The 18,678-nt window shown below is 36.9% G+C and carries 17 protein-coding genes; 13 read left to right on the plus strand and 4 right to left on the minus strand.

Annotated elements, in window-relative coordinates; translation table 11 throughout:
- Positions 1–173 precede the first annotated feature (173 nt).
- A complete protein-coding gene (locus EL194_RS05610) occupies positions 174–1,283 on the plus strand; it encodes a M42 family metallopeptidase (protein ID WP_003773008.1) in 1,110 nt (369 codons plus the stop codon).
- 51 nt (positions 1,284–1,334) lie between these two features.
- Positions 1,335–1,742 (plus strand): SRPBCC family protein, encoded by a 408-nt coding sequence (locus tag EL194_RS05615; protein WP_003773009.1) that lies wholly within the window; start codon positions 1,335–1,337, stop codon positions 1,740–1,742.
- A 7-nt stretch (positions 1,743–1,749) separates the two neighbouring features.
- On the opposite strand, the gene EL194_RS05620 is transcribed toward EL194_RS05615, so the two are convergent.
- Positions 1,750–2,457: a GntR family transcriptional regulator gene (locus tag EL194_RS05620; protein WP_003773010.1), complete on the minus strand. Its 708-nt coding sequence runs from the start codon at positions 2,455–2,457 to the stop codon at positions 1,750–1,752.
- 205 nt (positions 2,458–2,662) lie between these two features.
- Here EL194_RS05620 and EL194_RS05625 point away from each other — a divergent pair, with 205 nt between their 5' ends.
- Both EL194_RS05625 and EL194_RS05630 read left to right on the plus strand, forming a co-directional pair.
- Positions 2,663–3,142 carry a peptidylprolyl isomerase gene (locus EL194_RS05625; protein WP_003773011.1) on the plus strand — a complete coding sequence of 160 codons (480 nt, stop codon included), beginning with the start codon at positions 2,663–2,665 and terminating at the stop codon, positions 3,140–3,142.
- Between the two features lie 109 nt (positions 3,143–3,251).
- Positions 3,252–4,397, plus strand: a complete 1,146-nt coding sequence (locus EL194_RS05630; protein WP_003773012.1) for a CDP-glycerol--glycerophosphate glycerophosphotransferase — start codon at positions 3,252–3,254, stop codon at positions 4,395–4,397.
- 170 nt (positions 4,398–4,567) lie between these two features.
- Here the strand turns inward: EL194_RS05630 and EL194_RS05635 are convergent, their stop codons facing one another.
- On the minus strand, positions 4,568–5,614 hold the full coding sequence (locus EL194_RS05635) for a M24 family metallopeptidase (RefSeq protein WP_034886470.1): 1,047 nt from the start codon (positions 5,612–5,614) through the stop codon (positions 4,568–4,570).
- A 94-nt stretch (positions 5,615–5,708) separates the two neighbouring features.
- Here EL194_RS05635 and EL194_RS05640 point away from each other — a divergent pair, with 94 nt between their 5' ends.
- Complete coding sequence (locus tag EL194_RS05640; RefSeq protein ID WP_003773015.1) at positions 5,709–6,065, plus strand: hypothetical protein; 357 nt, start codon at positions 5,709–5,711, stop codon at positions 6,063–6,065.
- Positions 6,066–6,089: 24 nt separating this feature from the next.
- On the opposite strand, the gene EL194_RS05645 is transcribed toward EL194_RS05640, so the two are convergent.
- Together EL194_RS05645 and EL194_RS05650 are read right to left on the minus strand one after the other, a co-directional pair.
- Positions 6,090–6,698 (minus strand): histidine phosphatase family protein, encoded by a 609-nt coding sequence (locus EL194_RS05645; RefSeq protein ID WP_013852670.1) that lies wholly within the window; start codon positions 6,696–6,698, stop codon positions 6,090–6,092.
- A 42-nt stretch (positions 6,699–6,740) separates the two neighbouring features.
- On the minus strand, positions 6,741–7,160 hold the full coding sequence (locus tag EL194_RS05650) for a DUF2721 domain-containing protein (RefSeq protein WP_003773017.1): 420 nt from the start codon (positions 7,158–7,160) through the stop codon (positions 6,741–6,743).
- A 133-nt stretch (positions 7,161–7,293) separates the two neighbouring features.
- Here EL194_RS05650 and EL194_RS05655 point away from each other — a divergent pair, with 133 nt between their 5' ends.
- The 8 genes from EL194_RS05655 to EL194_RS05690 all read left to right on the plus strand — a co-directional run bounded on the left by EL194_RS05655 (position 7,294) and on the right by EL194_RS05690 (position 18,635).
- Positions 7,294–8,280 (plus strand): lipoate--protein ligase, encoded by a 987-nt coding sequence (locus EL194_RS05655; protein ID WP_013852671.1) that lies wholly within the window; start codon positions 7,294–7,296, stop codon positions 8,278–8,280.
- Between the two features lie 126 nt (positions 8,281–8,406).
- Positions 8,407–9,537: a pyruvate dehydrogenase (acetyl-transferring) E1 component subunit alpha gene (gene pdhA / locus EL194_RS05660; protein WP_003773019.1), complete on the plus strand. Its 1,131-nt coding sequence runs from the start codon at positions 8,407–8,409 to the stop codon at positions 9,535–9,537.
- Positions 9,537–10,517 (plus strand): alpha-ketoacid dehydrogenase subunit beta, encoded by a 981-nt coding sequence (locus tag EL194_RS05665; RefSeq protein ID WP_003773020.1) that lies wholly within the window; start codon positions 9,537–9,539, stop codon positions 10,515–10,517. The genes pdhA and EL194_RS05665 overlap by 1 nt, the downstream gene beginning before the upstream one ends.
- Positions 10,518–10,537: 20 nt before the next feature.
- Positions 10,538–12,118, plus strand: coding sequence for a 2-oxo acid dehydrogenase subunit E2 (locus EL194_RS05670; RefSeq protein WP_003773021.1), 1,581 nt, complete (start codon positions 10,538–10,540; stop codon positions 12,116–12,118).
- A gap of 19 nt (positions 12,119–12,137) precedes the next feature.
- Positions 12,138–13,544, plus strand: coding sequence for a dihydrolipoyl dehydrogenase (gene lpdA, locus EL194_RS05675; protein ID WP_003773023.1), 1,407 nt, complete (start codon positions 12,138–12,140; stop codon positions 13,542–13,544).
- 391 nt (positions 13,545–13,935) lie between these two features.
- Positions 13,936–15,714, plus strand: a complete 1,779-nt coding sequence (locus EL194_RS05680; RefSeq protein ID WP_013852673.1) for an ABC transporter substrate-binding protein — start codon at positions 13,936–13,938, stop codon at positions 15,712–15,714.
- Positions 15,715–15,793: 79 nt separating this feature from the next.
- Positions 15,794–16,765, plus strand: a complete 972-nt coding sequence (locus tag EL194_RS05685) for an ABC transporter permease (protein ID WP_003773025.1) — start codon at positions 15,794–15,796, stop codon at positions 16,763–16,765.
- Between the two features lie 10 nt (positions 16,766–16,775).
- Positions 16,776–18,635, plus strand: a complete 1,860-nt coding sequence (locus EL194_RS05690) for an ABC transporter permease subunit (protein WP_003773026.1) — start codon at positions 16,776–16,778, stop codon at positions 18,633–18,635.
- The last annotated feature ends 43 nt before the right edge of the window (positions 18,636–18,678 follow it).

Below are 18,678 nucleotides of genomic sequence, written 5' to 3' on the forward strand. Positions count from 1 at the left end.
TTTAGAAAAAAGAGGCTCTTTCATTCCCACCAATTGACGTTACATGTGGTTAATGATTCGTTTTTTTGAGGATTTAGTCACGTCATTGTAAGATGTTGTAGTACATAATAATTACCATCTTAATACTGTAAGATTATTGGATTAAAGTTAGGGTCTAGAAATAGGAGAATGATATGAAGAAAAATATTACGCTTGAAGAAGCATATGGTGATGTAAACTTAGAAATGCTTGCTGATTTTACGCTTACAAATGGTATCTCAGGTCATGAAAAAGATGTTGCAAATGTTTTTAAATCATGGGTTGAAGAAAGTGCAGATGACATCTGCTTTGACAATCTTGGATCGATTATTGCTCATAAAAAAGGTGCTGAAAATGGACCTAAAATTATGTTAGCGGGTCACATTGATGAAGTTGGTTTCCTTGTTCGAAGCATTGATGATAATGGTTTCTTACGAATTCATCCTGTTGGTGGATGGTGGCCACATGTGTTATTATCACAACCAGTCACAATTCAAACACGTGATGGAAAGATGTATGTTGGTGTTACGGGATCAAAAGCACCTCATGGTATGACTCCTGCAGTTCGTAACAAAGTTATGGATATTACAGAAGTGTTTGTTGATCTGGGTGTCGCATCAAAAGATGAAGTTGAATTATTAGGAATCCAAGTTGGGGATACTGTAACGCCAAAGTCAGATTTTCATGTTCTCGCAAATCCTAACTTCTTAATGTCAAAAGCATGGGATGACCGTATCGGTGCTGCAATTGTTGTGGATGTTATGAGACAGCTTAAAGATGTTCAAACAGCATCACACATTTATTCAGTTGGTACAGTACAAGAAGAAGTGGGATTACGTGGAGCTCGTACTGCTGCACAAACAATTAACCCTGATATTGCTTTTGCTGTTGATGTCACCATCGCAACAGATACACCAGGTGAAGACAACCGTATTAAAATGGGTGTTGGTGCCACTTTAGAAGTAATGGATGGCTCTGTAATTGGTCATAAAGGACTTCTTTACTACCTTCAAGATTTAGCAGAAGAAATGAACATTGATACACAATTTGAAATCTTAGCTGCTGGGGGAACGGATTCCGGAGAAATCCATAAAGTTCATGATGGTGTTATTACGTTAACCCTTTCAATCCCTGCACGTTATATTCACTCGCATTTAGGAATTATTCATCGTAAAGATTACGCAGACACAGTTGCTCTCATTACTGAATTCTGTAAACGATGCGATGCGGATGTGCTTGAATCCTTACAAAACTACAAAAGATAAGTCTATGACTTATCTTTTTTTCAGTTATAATAGAATAAAGTGAGGTAGTGTATGCTTAAAGAAACAGTTTTTATTGAGGCTCCTTTAGAAGAAGCCTGGGATCGATTCGAACTTGAATTCGCAAAACTCTTCAAGTGCAGTCCTAAAAAAATGCTTCATCGCGAAATGAAGGCAAAGGTTAAAACTATGAATGGACGGGAAATTGAATTGAAGCAACGTGTTATCATTCATGATCGCTATAAACATTTTGCTTTTATATCGGAAAACCCTAAAGAAAACGTAACAACGCATTATGAATTTTTTGAGGACAAAGATGGAACCTTTATATCATCGTATGATGAAAAGAGTAAAGGTGAAATGGTGTATCGCCTTCCTTTTGTAAAACAAAAAGTTCGAAAACAGCTTAAAGGTCGTCTTCAACAGATTAAATTCATGATAGAAACAGAAAAGGGAGCATAGCTCCCTTTTAAATTGGACTGGATAATTTTAAGAATCGTGCATATTTATAATGATGGTAGTCAATTGAATAATCGAAAATTTCTCCGTTTTTAAGCATGGCTTTACTGGTCGTCTTTAAAGCAGGGTCGCCTTGATGAAGTCCAAGTAACTCAGCATTAATATCATCTAAAGAACATGCTTCGATTAGGCGGTCAATATAGCCAACTTCTTGTCTAAGACCTTCTTGAATATAGGAATATATAGAACTTTCAATGATTTCTCGATTGAGATAGGGAATTAAATTACGATTGAAATATGAATATTCGACAACCCACCGGTTTCCATCCACAATTCGTAGCCGATTCACAAAATACAATTGGGTACCCACTTCGCAATTCATCTCGATGGCAATCTCACGATCGGCGCTAATCTCTTGAAAATCCAAGATTTTCGTTTCAATACGATTCTTTTTATGATTTGAAGATAAACCGTGAAAGTTTTCTAAGTTTATCGCATTAATGTGGTCCACATCACGAACAAACATACCACTCCCTTGAACGGAAATAATATAACCTTGTCGTGACAGGAGGGCAATGGCTTTTCGAATGGTATTTCGACTCACATTAAATTCCTGCATCAACGCTTCTTCTGTAGGGATTTTTGTATTAGATGGATAGATACCATCCATAATACGATCTTCTATTATAGTACTAATCATACGATACTTATGTGACATAATGTGCTCCTTTATCTCAATTATACCATGGTCTAAGAAAAGTAACGCAAACGCTCTGTAAGGATTGATGATATTAATCCTTATAAATAAAATTTTTAGGTTTTGGACTCTTGATGTTGGAATAGATTAATTCGCCTTATGCTTTCAAGAATTCCTCCTAGTAAAAGTATAGCACTTTTGCTATGATTGTCACGGAGGTATTTTTATGACACAAACAATTAAAATTACAATGAATAATGGTAAAACCATGACAGCAGAACTTTATGAAGACATTGCGCCTAAAACAGTCGCAAACTTTGTGAAGTTGATTGAAGATAAGTTTTATGATGGTTTGATTTTTCACCGTGTAATTCCTGGATTTATGATTCAAGGTGGATGCCCTAATGGAACTGGAATGGGTGGTCCGGGTTATGAAATCGAAGGCGAATTTACTTCAAACGGTTTTAAAAATGATTTAGTACACAGTAAAGGTGTTTTATCAATGGCACGTGCGATGGATCCAAACAGTGCTGGAAGTCAATTCTTTATCATGGCTGAAGATGCACCGCATTTAGATGGTCAATATGCAAGTTTTGGTAAACTTGTGGATGGACTTGATGTTGTTGATGAGATCGTGCATGTTAAACGTGATCGTAACGATAAGCCAACAGAACCTCAAATCATTAAAACAATCGAATTAATCTAATAAAGGAAGGTGTATGATGCACCTTTTCTTTATTCCAAAGGTAATAGGAATTGTCTGTATTTTATAGTATAATACCCCGTGTATATAAAGCCTTTCAAGGAGGTTATGAATGAAGAAAAAACTTGATTATATATTAAAGCACAATAAAATATTGTTGATTGTATTTACAAAGACGCTTTCGATGATTTTCCGATTCGTCGGTTTATTTATTCGCACTGAAGAAAATTTAATCTTAATTTCCGCTAATTCACGCGGATATAATGATAGTCCTCGTGCAATCTATGAATATATGAAAAAAGACCCCAAATATGCTCAGTATCGCTTTGTGTGGGCTGTTGATGATGTTACGCAAACAATTGAAGGGGCAGAACTTGTTAAAGCGGATACGTGGCAATATTTCAAGACTGCTTTGAAAGCACAATATTGGATTACCAGTGTTAATATTGAACGAGGTTTGCATTTTAAAAAGAAAAAGACGGTCTTTCTTAATACATGGCATGGCGTTGCAATTAATGAAATGGGAAATGCCGTAGCAGGACGTACTGATTTTGATTGGTCTGACACAGATTATATTTGTTATAGTGCAGAAAATGAAAGACCGATTTATTATCGTGACTTTAATGCGCGTCCAGAGTCAATGATTCCTACAGGTCTTCCACGTAATGATGAGTTGTATCATGTGGATCCTAATAAAGTCATTGAAATTAAGAAAAACTTGAACATTCCAGAAGATAAGAAAGTGATTCTATACGCACCGACATGGCGTGATAGTGAAGATTTTGGTAAGAGTTATCAAATCAAGCCACCGATTGATTGTGATGTTTGGAAAAAAGCTTTGGGCGATGAGTATGTTGTGATTTTAAGAACCCACCCTTATACCAACGAATTGATGGGTGTTACCTTTGATGATTTCTTCTTTGATGGAACGATGTATCCTCGTGTTAATGACTTGATGATGATTTCAGATATGCTTATCTCAGATTACTCAAGTATTATCTTTGATTATTGTGTTCTTGAAAGACCTGTAATCTGTTTTGGTTATGATTATGAAGCGTATGCTGAAAAACGTGGATTCTATATTGACTTAGAGACAGTGATTCCAAGCGGTATCATTCGAGATGAAACACATCTCATTGAGCACATTAAATCGATGGACTATGAAGAACAAGTTGCAAAGACAAAAGTGATGAAAGAAAATCATGTCACCTATGGCGGTAATGCCACTGAACAGATTGTTAATGCTGTATTTGGATAAATTAAAAAGCTGGTCCTTTAACGACCAGCTTTTTTTTATTTAAAAAAAGGCAGCCATTGGCTGCCAAATGCTTTGAGGGGATGTAAAGCATTACAATCTTATGACTGCATATACATCATACCTTCTAAAGATACAGATGTAAATTAATACGAGTTCATTTCACAAGTGTTTCACTTTTTAATATCGGTAAACTCTTTTTTACATTGATTCATTACAAAGACACCATCCTTTGTAACGTGTACAAGGTCTTCAATTCGGATGCCACCTTTACCAGGAATATAGATTCCCGGCTCGATTGAAAAACACATTCCGGGTTCAATGATTCGATCGTTTTTGGAAGAAACATCGAGGTTTTCATGACACTCAATACCAATTCCATGTCCTGTACGATGTACAAAGTAAGGACCATATCCAGCTGCTTCAATAACAGCGCGGGTTGCTTTATCAACATCCGACAAACGTGACCCTGGCTTTACTGCATCAATACCCGCTTTATTTGCGGCTAGTACGATTTTATAGAGATGTTCCATCTCAGGGTTTTCGCCCATAAAGAAGCATCGTGTCATATCGGAACAATAGTCTTGATATATGCCACCCATGTCAATCAGTACTACATCGTCTTCGCGTAAGGTGCGACTTGATGGAACACCGTGGGGATCTGCAATGTTTTCAGTAAACAGTACGATGGGTTCAAAACTTACCCCCGTTAACGGTGGTGTACTTTGCTTTTCGCGAACAATTTCAGCGAGTTCAATTTCAGTCATACCAACTTTAAGCAAAGATTCCATTTCGAGCATAATGCGATCATTATGATGGGATGCTTCAATGAGTGTAGCGAGCTCTAGTTCATCTTTAAGCGTACGGATTTGTTCGAGGTAAGTGGAACCATTAACAACCTTGTATCCTTTATTAATGAACGGGATTAAAAAGCGAGAAGCCCAATTTCCATCAACTGCGATATGTTTATGTGTGAGATAGTTTTCAATGAGTGATGTCGTATCATCACCATCTTCATAAACAATAGTTTTTATATCTTTGGGTGCTTCAAAAAGTTTGTTTAAAAACAAGATGGGTTCATGGTCTTTTCCGACCAAAAGTGCAATCATGCGTTCACCAACGTCAAAACGATGGCCAGTATAGTAAAAAATCATCATTTTATCTGAGATAATCAGCTGTGATTCCTGCATTAGATTTGTTAGTTTATCGATTCTTTTCATAGTGTTACTCCTTTTCATCATTATACGCTTGGTATTAAGGCAAATGCAATGTACATATAAGTATGTTAGAATATGAAAGAAAGGATGATACTCTATGAAACAAGGACATGAATCACAAGTTATTATCGTAAATCGTAATCCTTACGATTCCAGTATTCAAATTGTCATACCGCCGTTTCGTCCGATAAATCTTTTTGAAATTGAAGATAATTTTGAAGAAGTCAAACTAGAAATCGAAACAAAAATTATGAACCAAGAGGTTGCTGAACGCATAGTTCTATTCGTTTCCGCTTTTAAAGAATCGATGGAAGAAGGGGATGTCTTACCAATTGTCGAGTATTTTATTTCCAGTGATATTGAAAATATGGATCCTGATGAATTAAAGATGATCTTTGATGCAGTTAAAGAATTTATCACTCTGGTTAATGATGAGAATCGTTTAATGCATTAAAAAATCTCCTGCGGGAGATTTTTTTTATTGGTAATGCGATGTATCATTACGGTAAATTAAATGAGTTCCGTCTTCATCAATGATGATTTTAGTGAGACTTGTTGAATCAAAATCTTCTTGATTAATAATGGACGTTAAGTCATGGTTTATAAAAAAATTCGTCAATACTTTAAGTGTGATTCTGTGGGATACAAGTGCGATCGTCTTGCCAACATATTGAGTCGTCAGGTTTTTGACCACGGGAGCGATGCGATTGTGAACATCTTCAAATCGTTCACCGGGACCAACAGGTGTGTAATGAAGGGGATCATTAAAAAATGCATACCATTGATCAGGATGCTGTTTTTTAACATCTTGATGTAGTTGCCCTTCCCAAACGCCCATTTCAATCTCTCGAATGCCTGGTTCTAATCGAATTGGTGTTTGTGGAAATACAAGTGCTGCAGTTTCTTGTGCTCGTTCACTGGTACTTACGATGACTTCATCAAAGTCTATTGATTCTAAACGTTTTTGAAGAAGCATTGCTTGTTCTTTTCCTTCAGCCGTTAAAGGTGAATTTTTAGAACCTTGCATTCGATGTTCTTGATTCCATAAAGTTTTTCCATGGCGAATAAGATAAATTGTTGTTTTCATAATAACTCCTTGATTACAATTCATAAAAAAAGCACATAAGTGCTAATTGTTTTCATTTTTATTTCTAATATCTTGTAGCTGAATGGTAAGGGCTTCAATCGATATTGAAAGTTCTTTAAGTAGATAAACTAAAGAAATAACAAGAAGCACTAAACTGAGCGCAAATATGATGTGAGAAAAAGTAACCATTGCTTCGTTATATTGTGCAAAAAGGGTTAGGAGCATACTGAGCACAGCTCCAATAAAACTCATTGCTCCGAGAACTTGCATGGACTTTATATATTTCATGCGTTTTTGAAGGTTTATAATTTGTGCGAGAATCTGTTTATTCGGGGAATCTTGATGTTTTTCGTAGAGGTCACGAATGAGTCCAGCAAGCACGACAAAGCGATTTGTATAAGCAAGCATAAGCAGCGAAATTGCCGGAAAAATCATTGCGGGTGTTTGTAATGTGAATTCCATAATTTAATCTCCTTTTTAGTTGTCAAAACGATAACGAAGTGAATGTGAAATATAAATTCACTTTAGTTGAATTATATCGCAATGGTCTTTAAAATGAAAGTGGATGTGGGAGATAGAGAGTGAGGTAACAAGTATGAGATACTTAAAAAATCCATCAACAAATCCTTATTTTAATTTAGCACTTGATGAATATGCAATGAAGCACATCAATTGTGAGGAGGATTTTTTCTTTCTATGGCAAAATGAGCCAGCGGTAATTATTGGTAAAAATCAAAATACCGTGGAAGAAATTAATCAGAAATTTATTGATGATAACAAAATCAAGGTTGCCCGTCGTGTTTCAGGCGGTGGCGCAGTATATCATGATTTTGGAAATCTTAATTTTACATTTGTGATTAATGTGGATGACCCAGGAAAAGTCAATTATAAGAAGTATGTTCAACCAATTATTGATGCACTTGCAAGTATGGGTATCAATGCTGAGGCATCGGGACGTAACGACATTTTAATTGATGGCCTTAAGATTTCAGGAAATGCGCAACGAATGGCCAATGGAAAGTTAATGCACCATGGTACGTTGTTGTTTGATGTTAATATTGAAGATATGGTTCAAGCGTTAAACGTTGATCCTGATAAAATTACATCAAAAGGTGTAAAATCAGTGCGATCACGTGTAACCAATATTAAGGAACATTTACCTGAAGGGACAGATCTTAAAACCTTCTGGGATGAGTTACAATACTTTTTATCAAATAAGGGGCAAGATGCGGAAATTATTCTCGCACCTGAAGAAATTGCGAAAATCGAATATGAAGCAATCAATCGATTTGGCACATGGGATTGGATTTACGGTGCTTCACCTGAGTTTAACCTAAAGAACAGTAAGCGATTTGCAGGCGGACGCGTTGAGGTCTTGATGGATGTAAGCGAAGGCCACATCGATAACGTTCGTTTTATTGGAGATTACCTAGGTTTAGAAGATGTTGCGGATGTTGAAGGACGCCTCCAAGGAACGCGTTTTAAACAAAGTGATGTCGATGCCGTACTTTCAGAAATGGATTTACGAAAATACTTTGGTATTATCACAAAAGAGGAATTATTAGAGTTGATGTTTGATTAGTTTCAAACAACAATATGAATTTTGCTCGAAAGTAGCAATATCGTTGAATGAAATGCGCTTACGTGTTACATTTAAACTGTAATTAGGCATTACCACTTAATGACCTAAGCAAGATATAGAAGGGAAATGGAAATTTCAATGGCACAAGTTAAGAAAGATAAAGCGTTGGATTTCGCTGCTCAACTTAAAAATGTTGAAAAGCTTTACCCAACATTCCAGATTCTTGATGAAACTGGAAAAGTTGTTAACAAAGAAATGTTACCAGACTTAAAAGATGAGGAGTTAGTAGAACTCTTTGAAACTATGTTATGGTCACGAGCATTAAACGACCGTTCAACTACATTAGCACGTCAAGGACGTCTTGGATTCTTTGCTCCTACTGCAGGACAAGAAGCAAGTCAAATGGCGAGCCACTTTGCATTTAATAAGGGGGATATTTTGTTCCCAGGATATCGTGATATTCCTCAATTAGTAAAACACGGATTACCACTACATAAGGCATTCTTATGGAGCCGTGGTCATGTTGAAGGAAATAACTACCCTGAAGATTTCAATGCAATGCCTCCACAAATTATTATCGGTGCACAAATTATTCAAGCTGCAGGAGCTGGAATTGCACTTAAAAAACGTGGAAAAGCTCAAGTAGCATTCACATATACAGGAGACGGTGGATCATCACAAGGTGATACTTATGAAGGTCTTAACTACGCAGGAGCATTTAAAGCACCTGTAGTGTTCTTTATTCAAAATAATGGATATGCGATTTCAACACCACGTCACGTCCAAACAGCAGCACCTACACTTGCTCAAAAAGCAGCAGCTGCAGGTATCCCTGGTGTTCAAGTAGACGGTATGGATCCCCTAGCAGTCTATGTTGCAACAAAAGCAGCACGTGATTGGGCAATCGAAGGAAATGGTCCAGTGTTAATCGAAACATTAACATCACGTTTCGGTCCTCACTCACTTTCAGGTGATGATCCAAAACGATACAGAACTCAAGCAAGTTTTGATGAATGGGATAAAAAAGATCCATTGATCAGAATGCGTAATTTCTTAACAGAAAAAGGTCTTTGGGACGAAGAAAAAGAAGTTGAATTAATCGCTCAAATTGATGATGAAATCAAAGAAGCAGTTAAACTTGCTGATTCACAACCAAAACAAAAAGTTTCTGACTTCTTAAAAAATATGTTCGAAGAACCAACAAACACAATTGCAGAACAAATTGAATATTTTGAAAACAAGGAGGGTAACAAATAATGGCACAACTAACAATGATTCAAGCCATTACTGAAGCGCTTGATATTGCCCTTGAACGTGACGAAAATACATTGATTTTCGGTGAAGACGTTGGGAAAAACGGTGGAGTATTCCGTGCAACTGACGGACTTCAAGAAAAACACGGTGAAGACCGCGTATTTGATACACCATTAGCTGAATCAGGTATTGGTGGATTAGCAATCGGATTGGCATTAGAAAAATACCGTCCAATTCCTGAAATCCAATTCTTCGGATTTGTATTCGAAGTTATGGACTCAGTTGTAGCACAAATGGCACGTACACGTTACCGTTTAGGAAATACACGTAACATGCCAATTACAATTCGCTCACCATTTGGTGGTGGTGTTCATACCCCTGAACTCCATTCAGATAACTTAGAAGGTTTAATGGCACAATCACCTGGAATTAAAGTGGTTATTCCATCAAATCCATATGATGCAAAAGGTTTACTTTTAGCTTCTATTGAAGATAACGATCCAGTTGTTTTCTTAGAACACATGAAATTATACCGTTCATTCCGTGATGAAGTTCCAGAAGGATACTATACAGTACCATTAGGAAAAGCAAATGTTGTAAAAGAAGGTAATGATGTAACAATTATTACTTATGGAGCAATGGTTCGTGAATCCATTAAAGCTGTTGAAACATTAGCAGCAGAAGGAATTTCTGCAGAAGTAATCGACTTACGTACAGTTTCACCAATTGATTTAGATACAATTATTGAATCTGTAACGAAAACAGGACGTTTAGTTGTTGTACAAGAAGCACAACGTCAAGCCGGAGTAGGGGCTCATGTTATGTCAGAAATCGCAGAACGCGCAATTCTTACATTAAAAGCACCTGTAGGTCGTGTTGCAGCACCAGATACAATTTTCCCATTTGGTTTAGCTGAAAACGATTGGTTACCAAACGAAGAAGACATCACAAATAAAGTACGTGAAATTGTTAACTTTGATTAATTTAGGAGGCGAAGTGCATAATGTCATTTATATTTAAAATGCCTGACGTAGGTGAAGGAATTGCTGAAGGAGAAATCGTTAGTTGGTTCGTTAAAGAAGGCGACACAATTAAAGAAGATGAACCTCTATTAGAAGTTCAAAACGATAAACTTGTTCAAGAAATTCCATCCCCAGTAGCAGGAACAATTACAAAAATTATGGTCGCACCAGGAACTGTAGCAACAGTTGGTGACGATCTCGTAGAAATCGTAGCAGAAGGCGCAGTTGCATCTGCACCTGCTAAAGAAGAAACAGCAGCACCTGCACCCGCAGCAGCTGCAGGATCATTTGTATTCAATATGCCAGATGTTGGTGAAGGTATCGCTGAAGGTGAAATTGTACAATGGTTCGTAAAAGTTGGTGATGACATTAAAGAAGATGCACCACTATTAGAAGTTCAAAACGATAAACTTGTTCAAGAAATTCCATCCCCAGTATCAGGTAAAGTCATGAATATCATGATCGAAGCCGGTACAGTGGCAACAGTTGGACAACCACTTGTTGAGTTTGCGGCAGAAGGACATGCTCCAGCAGCAGCTCCTGCCCAAGCAGCACCTGTTGCAGCAGCAAGCCAACAAGCTTCAGGAAACGGCGAAACTTTCGCACAGAATAAAATTGCAGGACGCGTTCTCGCAATGCCATCTGTTCGTCAATTTGCTCGCGAAAATAACATTGATTTAACACTTGTTACAGCAACAGGTAAACACGGTCATATCCGTAAATCAGATGTTGAAGCATTTATCGCAGGCGGCGCAACTGCACCAGTAGTTGAAGCACCAGTAGTTGAAGCAACGACATCCGTTGAAGCAGCACCAGTAGCAAAACCAGCAGCAAAACCAGCTCCAGTTGTTGTTACAGGATCTACTACACGTGAAAAAATGACTCCAACTCGTAAAGCAATTTCAAAAGCTATGGTTACAAGTAAAGCAACAGCACCACACGTTACATTATTTGACGAAGTTGATGTTACAGAACTTGTAAATCACCGTAAGAAATTTAAAGAAATTGCAGCAGCACAAGATGTTAAATTAACATTCTTACCTTATATTGTTAAGGCATTAACTGCAGTAGTACGTAAATATCCAATCTTAAATTCAAGTGTTGATGATTCAACACAAGAAATTGTTTACAAAAACTTCATTAACATCGGTTTTGCAGCAGATACACCTCACGGTTTATATGTTCCAAATATCAAAAATGCTGATTCAAAAGGTATCTTTACAGTAGCTAAAGAAATCTCAACATTGGCAGCCGCAGCAAATGATAATACATTAGCTGGAGCAGATATGCGCGATGGTTCAATTACAATTAGTAATATTGGATCAGCACGTGGACTCTGGTTTACACCGATCATCAACTACCCAGAAGTAGCGATCTTAGGTGTAGGACGTATTGATAAGAAACCAGTTGTTCTAGCAGATGGAACAATCGGCGTTGGAAATATGTTAGCATTATCATTAAGCTTCGACCACCGTATTATCGATGGTGCCCTAGCACAAAATGCCATGAACGAACTCAAGAGATTGTTAAACAATCCTGAGCTTCTATTAATGGAATCTTAATTGGAAGGTGGAATAGTACATGGTAGTAGGAGATTTAGCTCTTGAATTAGATACAATTGTTATTGGTTCAGGTCCTGGTGGATATGTTGCAGCAATTCGTGCAGCTCAATTAGGCCAAAAAGTAGCAATTATTGAAAAAGACAATATTGGTGGCGTTTGCCTTAACGTTGGATGTATTCCATCAAAAGCGTTAATTAATGCAGGTCATCGATACCAAGAATCAATGAATTCAGAAACATTCGGTGTTACAGCTGAAAATGTTAAAATTGACTTCACAAAAACACAAGCATGGAAAGATGAGCAAGTTGTTAATAAACTTACATCTGGAATTGCAATGTTATTAAAGAAAAATAAAGTTGAAATCATTCGTGGTACAGCATTCTTTAATGACACACATCAATTACGTGTTGTAAATGATGAGTCAGCTCAATCATATACATTCAAACACTGTGTAATTGCAACAGGTAGCCGTCCAATTGAAATCAAAGGTTTCAAATTTGGAAAACGCATCATTGACTCAACAGGTGGATTAAACTTAAAAGAAATTCCTAAGAAACTTGTTGTTATCGGTGGAGGATACATTGGTTCAGAATTAGCAGGTGTTTATGCTAACCTAGGATCAGAAATTACAATCCTTGAAGGTGCACCTTCAATCTTACCTCAATTCGATAAAGACATGATTAAACTTGTTGAAAACGAATTTAAGAAAAAAGACGTTACAATCGTAAACAACGCTATGGCTAAAGATGCTAAAGAAACAAAAGATGGTGTTGTCGTTACTTATGAAGTAGATGGCAAACCAGCAACAATCGAAGCAGATTACGTTATGGTTACTGTTGGACGTCGTCCTAACACGGATGATCTTGGTTTACAAGTAGCCGGTGTTGAGACAAACGAACGTGGTCTTATCACTGTAGATAAACAAGGACGCACAAGCCAAAAACATATTTTTGCAATTGGTGATGTTACTCCAGGTTTAGCATTAGCACACAAAGCTTCATACGAAGCAAAAGTTGCTGCTGAAGCAATCTCAGGCCAACCTTCAGAAATCGACTATGTTGCGATTCCAGCGGTATGTTTCACAGACCCTGAACTAGCAACTGTTGGATTAACTGAAAAAGAAGCAAAAGACCAAGGATTAACAGTTAAAGTATCAAAATTCCCATTTGGTGCAAACGGTCGTGCACTTTCACTTAATGCAGGTGAAGGATTTGTAAGACTTGTATCAGAAAAAGACACAGGATTACTACTTGGTGGACAAGTAGCCGGTGTTGGAGCAAGTGATATTATTGCTGAAATCGGATTAGCTGTTGAAGCACGCATGAATGTTGAAGATCTTTCATTAACAATCCATGCTCACCCAACACTATCAGAAACAGTTATGGATGCATCTGAAATTTCACTCGGATTGCCAATTCATATTTAATCTATATAATAAGGATGCGAAAGCATCCTTTTTTTTATTTATTTCATTTAAACCATGATAATTTTGTATTATCTTGCATAAATTTCTGAAAGTTGTTTCAAGAATACTTGCCAAATCAACGAGTTCTATGGATTTCTTGTGATATTTATAGATTTATTTTCATACGATGTTTTCATCCAACATACAATCTGTATCTTTAAACCCACTAATTAGTGGTTTATTTGCTTAAATATGCTAAATGTAAATTGTTTCATATCTTTTATGATTTATTTTCATAAAATTGATAATATACTGAAAAATCAATTGACAAATTTTCTGTATCCTATATAATACATTCATACAGTATCACTTATCTGTATCAATGTTTGACAACAAAAGGAGGAGAATTACCATGAAAAAATTAATGATTGCATTCGTTGCAGCGTTATTGGTTCTTACTGGTTGTGGATCACAAGGTTCATCCAGTACATTAACGGTTGCGGCCCCTGCTTCACAAAATGGTGACTTTGTGGAAGGGTTCGGATCAAATGCCTATGACCGATGGGCAACTAACTTAATGCACATTGGTGCAAGCGTTTTCTATATTGATCGCGATACTTCAGAGATCAAGCCAAACCCTAACTTCGTAGAAAGTCACGAAGTAAAAGCAGATAGCGAAGGAAATAAAACTTATACCTTCAAAATCAAAGGTGGCAACAAATACTCTGACGGAACAGAGATCACAGCAAAAGATTACGTTATGTCAATGTTGTTCCGTACACATCCAGCTTGGATGAAAGTTGCATCAATGGAAAGTACCGGAGATGAACTATTAGGATACAACGCATATAGTACAGGGGAATCAAAAGTTTTCGAAGGGGTTAAATTAATCGATGACAACACATTCTCATTAACAATTGATAAAGCAAACTTGCCTTACTACTTTGAAGCAAGTAAAGCTGATATCTCACCTGAACCAATGCATGTTTGGTTTAAGGATGCTAAATTAAATGCTGAAGGAAATGCATTCGACAACACACCTGAAGAAATTCAAGCAGCTGTTGAATATGTTTCAACAACTGAACGATACAAACCAACTGTAGTAGTCGGTGCGTATAAGTTAGAAAGCTATGAAAATGGTACAACAATTCTTGTTAAAAATGATCAATATGCAGGAAACTACGAAGGTAAAAAACCTGAAGTTGAAAAAGTTGTAATCCGTCAAGTTGACTCAAACGTTACAGTACAAGCGATCGAAAAAGGTGAAGTTGATTTATCACCAGGTAACATCGAAGGTGAATACATCAATAAAGCAAAAGAACTTGAATTACAAACAGTTAACTATCCACGTAATGGATTTGGTAACATCACATTAAAAGCAAACAAAGGACCTACTCAATATAAAGAAGTACGTCAATCAATTGGTTACATGTTAAACCGTAACGAATTTGTTCAAAAAATTGCTGGTGGATACGGTTCTGTAGTTAACGGACCATTCGGACTATCACAATGGTTTTATAAAGATAACAAGGACAAGATCGAAAGTTCACTTATTGACTATACTTACAACATTACTAAAGCAAACGAATTACTAGATCAATCAATCTACAAATTCGAAAAAGATGGTGTAACACCATTTGATGCAAGTAAAGCAAGTAAAGATTATGCTCGTTACGATGCAGATGGAAATAAACTTGTTGTTAAACACTTTGGTTCTGAAAAGAACTCAGTAACAGATTTAATTGTTTCTCAATTAGTTCCTGCAGCGGAAAAAGCTGGTATGGAATACTACATTGAGCAAGGAGAATTTGCTACATTAGGTGCATACATGCAAGGACGTGAAGAGAATGACTTTAATGCATTTAACCTTGCAACATCATTCACATCACTATACGATCCATGGCAAAACCATTCAAAATATGTTGGTACAGGTTTAAACTGGAGTGATATTTCAGATCCAGAACTTGATGCAGCTATTGAAAAGGTACGTCGTATTGAACCAGGAAACCGTGAAGCTTATTCAGAAGCAGTTGTAGAATACTTCCAACTTTGGAATGATCTCTTGTTCCAAATTCCTCTCTACTCAAATCTATACCATGATATCGCGTCAAACCGTGTTAAAGGTTTAGAAAAAGTAACACCAGAGATGGACTGGTCAAAAACTATAGAATATATCTCAATCGAAGGATAATTTGAGTTATAATTGAATGTAAGTACTATAAGAAGTGTCAATCGGCACTTCTTATAGTCGTGTTAAAAGGAGAAAAACGATGTTTAAGTATATGATAAAACGGATTATGTCGTTGATTCCTGTTGTGATCATCATTTCAATCATGCTATTTTCATTAGTGAAAATGATGCCTGGTGATCCCGTAATAGGAATGATTAACCCAGCGATTAAAGATCCAGTACAATACCAAAGGGCTTATGATGAAGCTGCAGAGCGCATCGGTCATAACAAGCCACTCCCAGAACAATATGTTCGCTGGGTAAAAAACACACTTTCGGGTGATTTAGGAATTTCAACATCTAAAAACAAACCCGTAAAAGAGGTTATTGCAACACCACTAAAAAATACAGTATTTCTTAATATAATTTCTACAACAATTGCGTTTGTTATCTCAATTATTGTAGGTATTAAATCAGCCGTGAATCGTGGTGGAAAATTTGATAAGTTTTGGCAAGTCTTTTCACTTGTCGGAATGTCAATGCCAACATTGTTAATCTCGATCTTGTTAATTTACTTCTTTGCAATTAAATTAAGCATCTTCCCTACAGGTGGGATGCCACTTGCTGGAACTACAGGGATTGCATATGTGGGTCAATGGTTCCGTTATGCAGCCTTACCGATTATCACATTAACTATTGGTTCATTTGCATCGACAATTCGTTATGTCCGAAATGCAATGATTGAAGTGTTAAACAGTGACTATATTCGTACTGCACGTGCTAAAGGGTTATCTGGAAAAGTCATTGTCTATTCGCATGCGTTTAGAAATGCTCTAATTCCAGTTGTAACGGTTCTTGCAGGTTCGATTGCTGGTATATTTGGGGGTGCCGCAATTACTGAACAGATATTCTCGTGGAACGGGATTGGAAACGTCTTGATTCAAGGAGTTGGTAGTCGTGATCTCATGCTTGTATTAGCAATGAACATGTTCTATGCGATCCTATCACTCGTTTCAAACATTGTTATGGATATTGGATACGCGATGGTTGACCCACGTGTTAAATTAGATTAGGGGTTTTGATATGGACAACAATAAGAAAAATTCATTTTGGTCAAGTATCAAATCGATGTTTGCTAATCTGTTTAAGAGCGGTGGGCAACGACGCGAAGAACTTGAAGATTTAATCGCTGATGATGTGGTAATTAGCCCATCAAAACAAATTGCGAGAAACTTTTTTGAAAATAAATTAGGTGTTACAGGACTTGTAGCATTCGTATTAATATTTGTAGTTGTATTTGGTACTACATCATTTAGACCGTATAATTCATACGAACATGAAACAGTATTAAATAACTTAGCACCTGGGACAAAGTATTTGAATATTCCCAAGGAAATACAAGGTAAAAACATTGATACAATTAGTAGTGGTACTTCATACTCCGTTGCTTTAGATGATGCAGGAAAAGTACATTTTTGGGGACAACGCCCGGATAAGAAATTTAAAGTAGATCAAATCGTTGAAAAAACTAAGAATAGTAAAATTAAGTCACTCGCGTCTGGAGATAAATTTGTTGTTGCAGTCACCGAAAACAATCAATTTATTGGTGTAGGTGAAAATACATTCTCTCAAACAGAACTACCATTTGATGTCATGGAAGAACTTGGTAGTGATAACATTGTTAAAGTAGCAGCAGGAAAACGATTTACTGCGATTGTTACTGATACAGGAAAAATCTATACATGGGGTAGTGTTCTTGAAAACAACCTCGATAATATTCCGAAAAGTATCCAAGGGCGTGTTAAAGACATCGCAATTGGACAATTCAATATCATCGCTTTACTTGATGACGGATCATTGGTTGCGTTTGGTCAAGGTGGTACTGAAGTAGGTGCCATTCCGACAGAATTAACAGATGGTTCTGTAAAAGTTACTCAAGTAGAACTTACTAAGACTTCAGCAATCGCTTTAGATGCTGATGGTAATGTTCATACATGGGGAGCACAAGGTAAATATCAAAGCGTTCCAGAACTTGATGGTAAAGTAGTTCAAATTGCATCAACATTATCATCATTTAATGCACTTACAGAATCTGGAAGTGTTTATGCTTGGGGTGAAGGTAAATTTAATTTAACGGATGTTCCATCATCAGTAACAAACGTTAAAAACAAACAAATTTTCTCAGATCACTTCCAATCCTTTGCAGTTAGTGAAGACAACCAAATTAAAGGTTGGGGAAATAAAGGATTTGTATTAGGTACTGACGATATGGGTCGTTCAATTGGAGAACGTTTACTTTATGGTGGACGCATCTCACTAACAGTTGGTGCGATTTCAATGATCATTTCTACTGTAATTGGGGTTCTCGTTGGTTTAATTGCAGGTTTCTATGGTGGTTGGGTTGATAACTTACTCATGCGTATCGCTGAGGTTATTAGTGCATTCCCATTCTTACCGCTTGCTATTACTTTATCGGCCTTGTTGCCTTCATCGACAACACAGTCACAACGACTCGCTATGATTATGGTTATTTTAGGGGTAATCTCTTGGCCGGGTGTTGCACGTCTTGTGCGTGGACAAATCCTTGCCGAACGTGAAAAAGACTTTGTTCTTGCCGCACGTGCGTTAGGGCTAAAAGAAAAAACAATTATTATTCGCCATATCTTACCAAGTGTGTTTAACTTTATTATTGTTAATATGACACTTGGATATGCATCAAGCTTGCTTACAGAAGCTGGATTATCATATTTAGGATTTGGTGTTAAGCCACCTTCACCATCATGGGGTAATATGCTCAATGGTGTTGCGAATACAACAGTTATTGAAAATTACTGGTGGCAATGGCTTCTACCAGCACTCTGCGTTATGTTCACAGCCTTGTCTGTAAACTTAATGGGAGATGCACTTCGTGATGCAATGGATCCGAAGTCGAACCAGAAGTAGGGGATGGTAGATAAAATGAAAAATACAGTAAATTACAAAGTAA

The sequence above is a fragment of the Erysipelothrix rhusiopathiae genome (assembly GCF_900637845.1).
GTDB lineage: Bacteria > Bacillota_I > Bacilli_A > Erysipelotrichales > Erysipelotrichaceae > Erysipelothrix > Erysipelothrix rhusiopathiae.

Coding starts and splice junctions, on each gene's coding strand:
- EL194_RS05620 (WP_003773010.1), bottom strand. CDS start 2,457: ATGTCACATAAGTATCGTATGATTAGTACTATAATAGAAGATCGTATT.
- lpdA (WP_003773023.1), top strand. CDS start 12,138: ATGGTAGTAGGAGATTTAGCTCTTGAATTAGATACAATTGTTATTGGT.
- EL194_RS05625 (WP_003773011.1), top strand. CDS start 2,663: ATGACACAAACAATTAAAATTACAATGAATAATGGTAAAACCATGACA.
- EL194_RS05690 (WP_003773026.1), top strand. CDS start 16,776: ATGGACAACAATAAGAAAAATTCATTTTGGTCAAGTATCAAATCGATG.
- pdhA (WP_003773019.1), top strand. CDS start 8,407: ATGGAAATTTCAATGGCACAAGTTAAGAAAGATAAAGCGTTGGATTTC.
- EL194_RS05640 (WP_003773015.1), top strand. CDS start 5,709: ATGAAACAAGGACATGAATCACAAGTTATTATCGTAAATCGTAATCCT.
- EL194_RS05635 (WP_034886470.1), bottom strand. CDS start 5,614: ATGAAAAGAATCGATAAACTAACAAATCTAATGCAGGAATCACAGCTG.
- EL194_RS05665 (WP_003773020.1), top strand. CDS start 9,537: ATGGCACAACTAACAATGATTCAAGCCATTACTGAAGCGCTTGATATT.
- EL194_RS05615 (WP_003773009.1), top strand. CDS start 1,335: ATGCTTAAAGAAACAGTTTTTATTGAGGCTCCTTTAGAAGAAGCCTGG.
- EL194_RS05645 (WP_013852670.1), bottom strand. CDS start 6,698: ATGAAAACAACAATTTATCTTATTCGCCATGGAAAAACTTTATGGAAT.
- EL194_RS05655 (WP_013852671.1), top strand. CDS start 7,294: ATGAGATACTTAAAAAATCCATCAACAAATCCTTATTTTAATTTAGCA.
- EL194_RS05680 (WP_013852673.1), top strand. CDS start 13,936: ATGAAAAAATTAATGATTGCATTCGTTGCAGCGTTATTGGTTCTTACT.
- EL194_RS05630 (WP_003773012.1), top strand. CDS start 3,252: ATGAAGAAAAAACTTGATTATATATTAAAGCACAATAAAATATTGTTG.
- EL194_RS05650 (WP_003773017.1), bottom strand. CDS start 7,160: ATGGAATTCACATTACAAACACCCGCAATGATTTTTCCGGCAATTTCG.
- EL194_RS05685 (WP_003773025.1), top strand. CDS start 15,794: ATGTTTAAGTATATGATAAAACGGATTATGTCGTTGATTCCTGTTGTG.
- EL194_RS05670 (WP_003773021.1), top strand. CDS start 10,538: ATGTCATTTATATTTAAAATGCCTGACGTAGGTGAAGGAATTGCTGAA.
- EL194_RS05610 (WP_003773008.1), top strand. CDS start 174: ATGAAGAAAAATATTACGCTTGAAGAAGCATATGGTGATGTAAACTTA.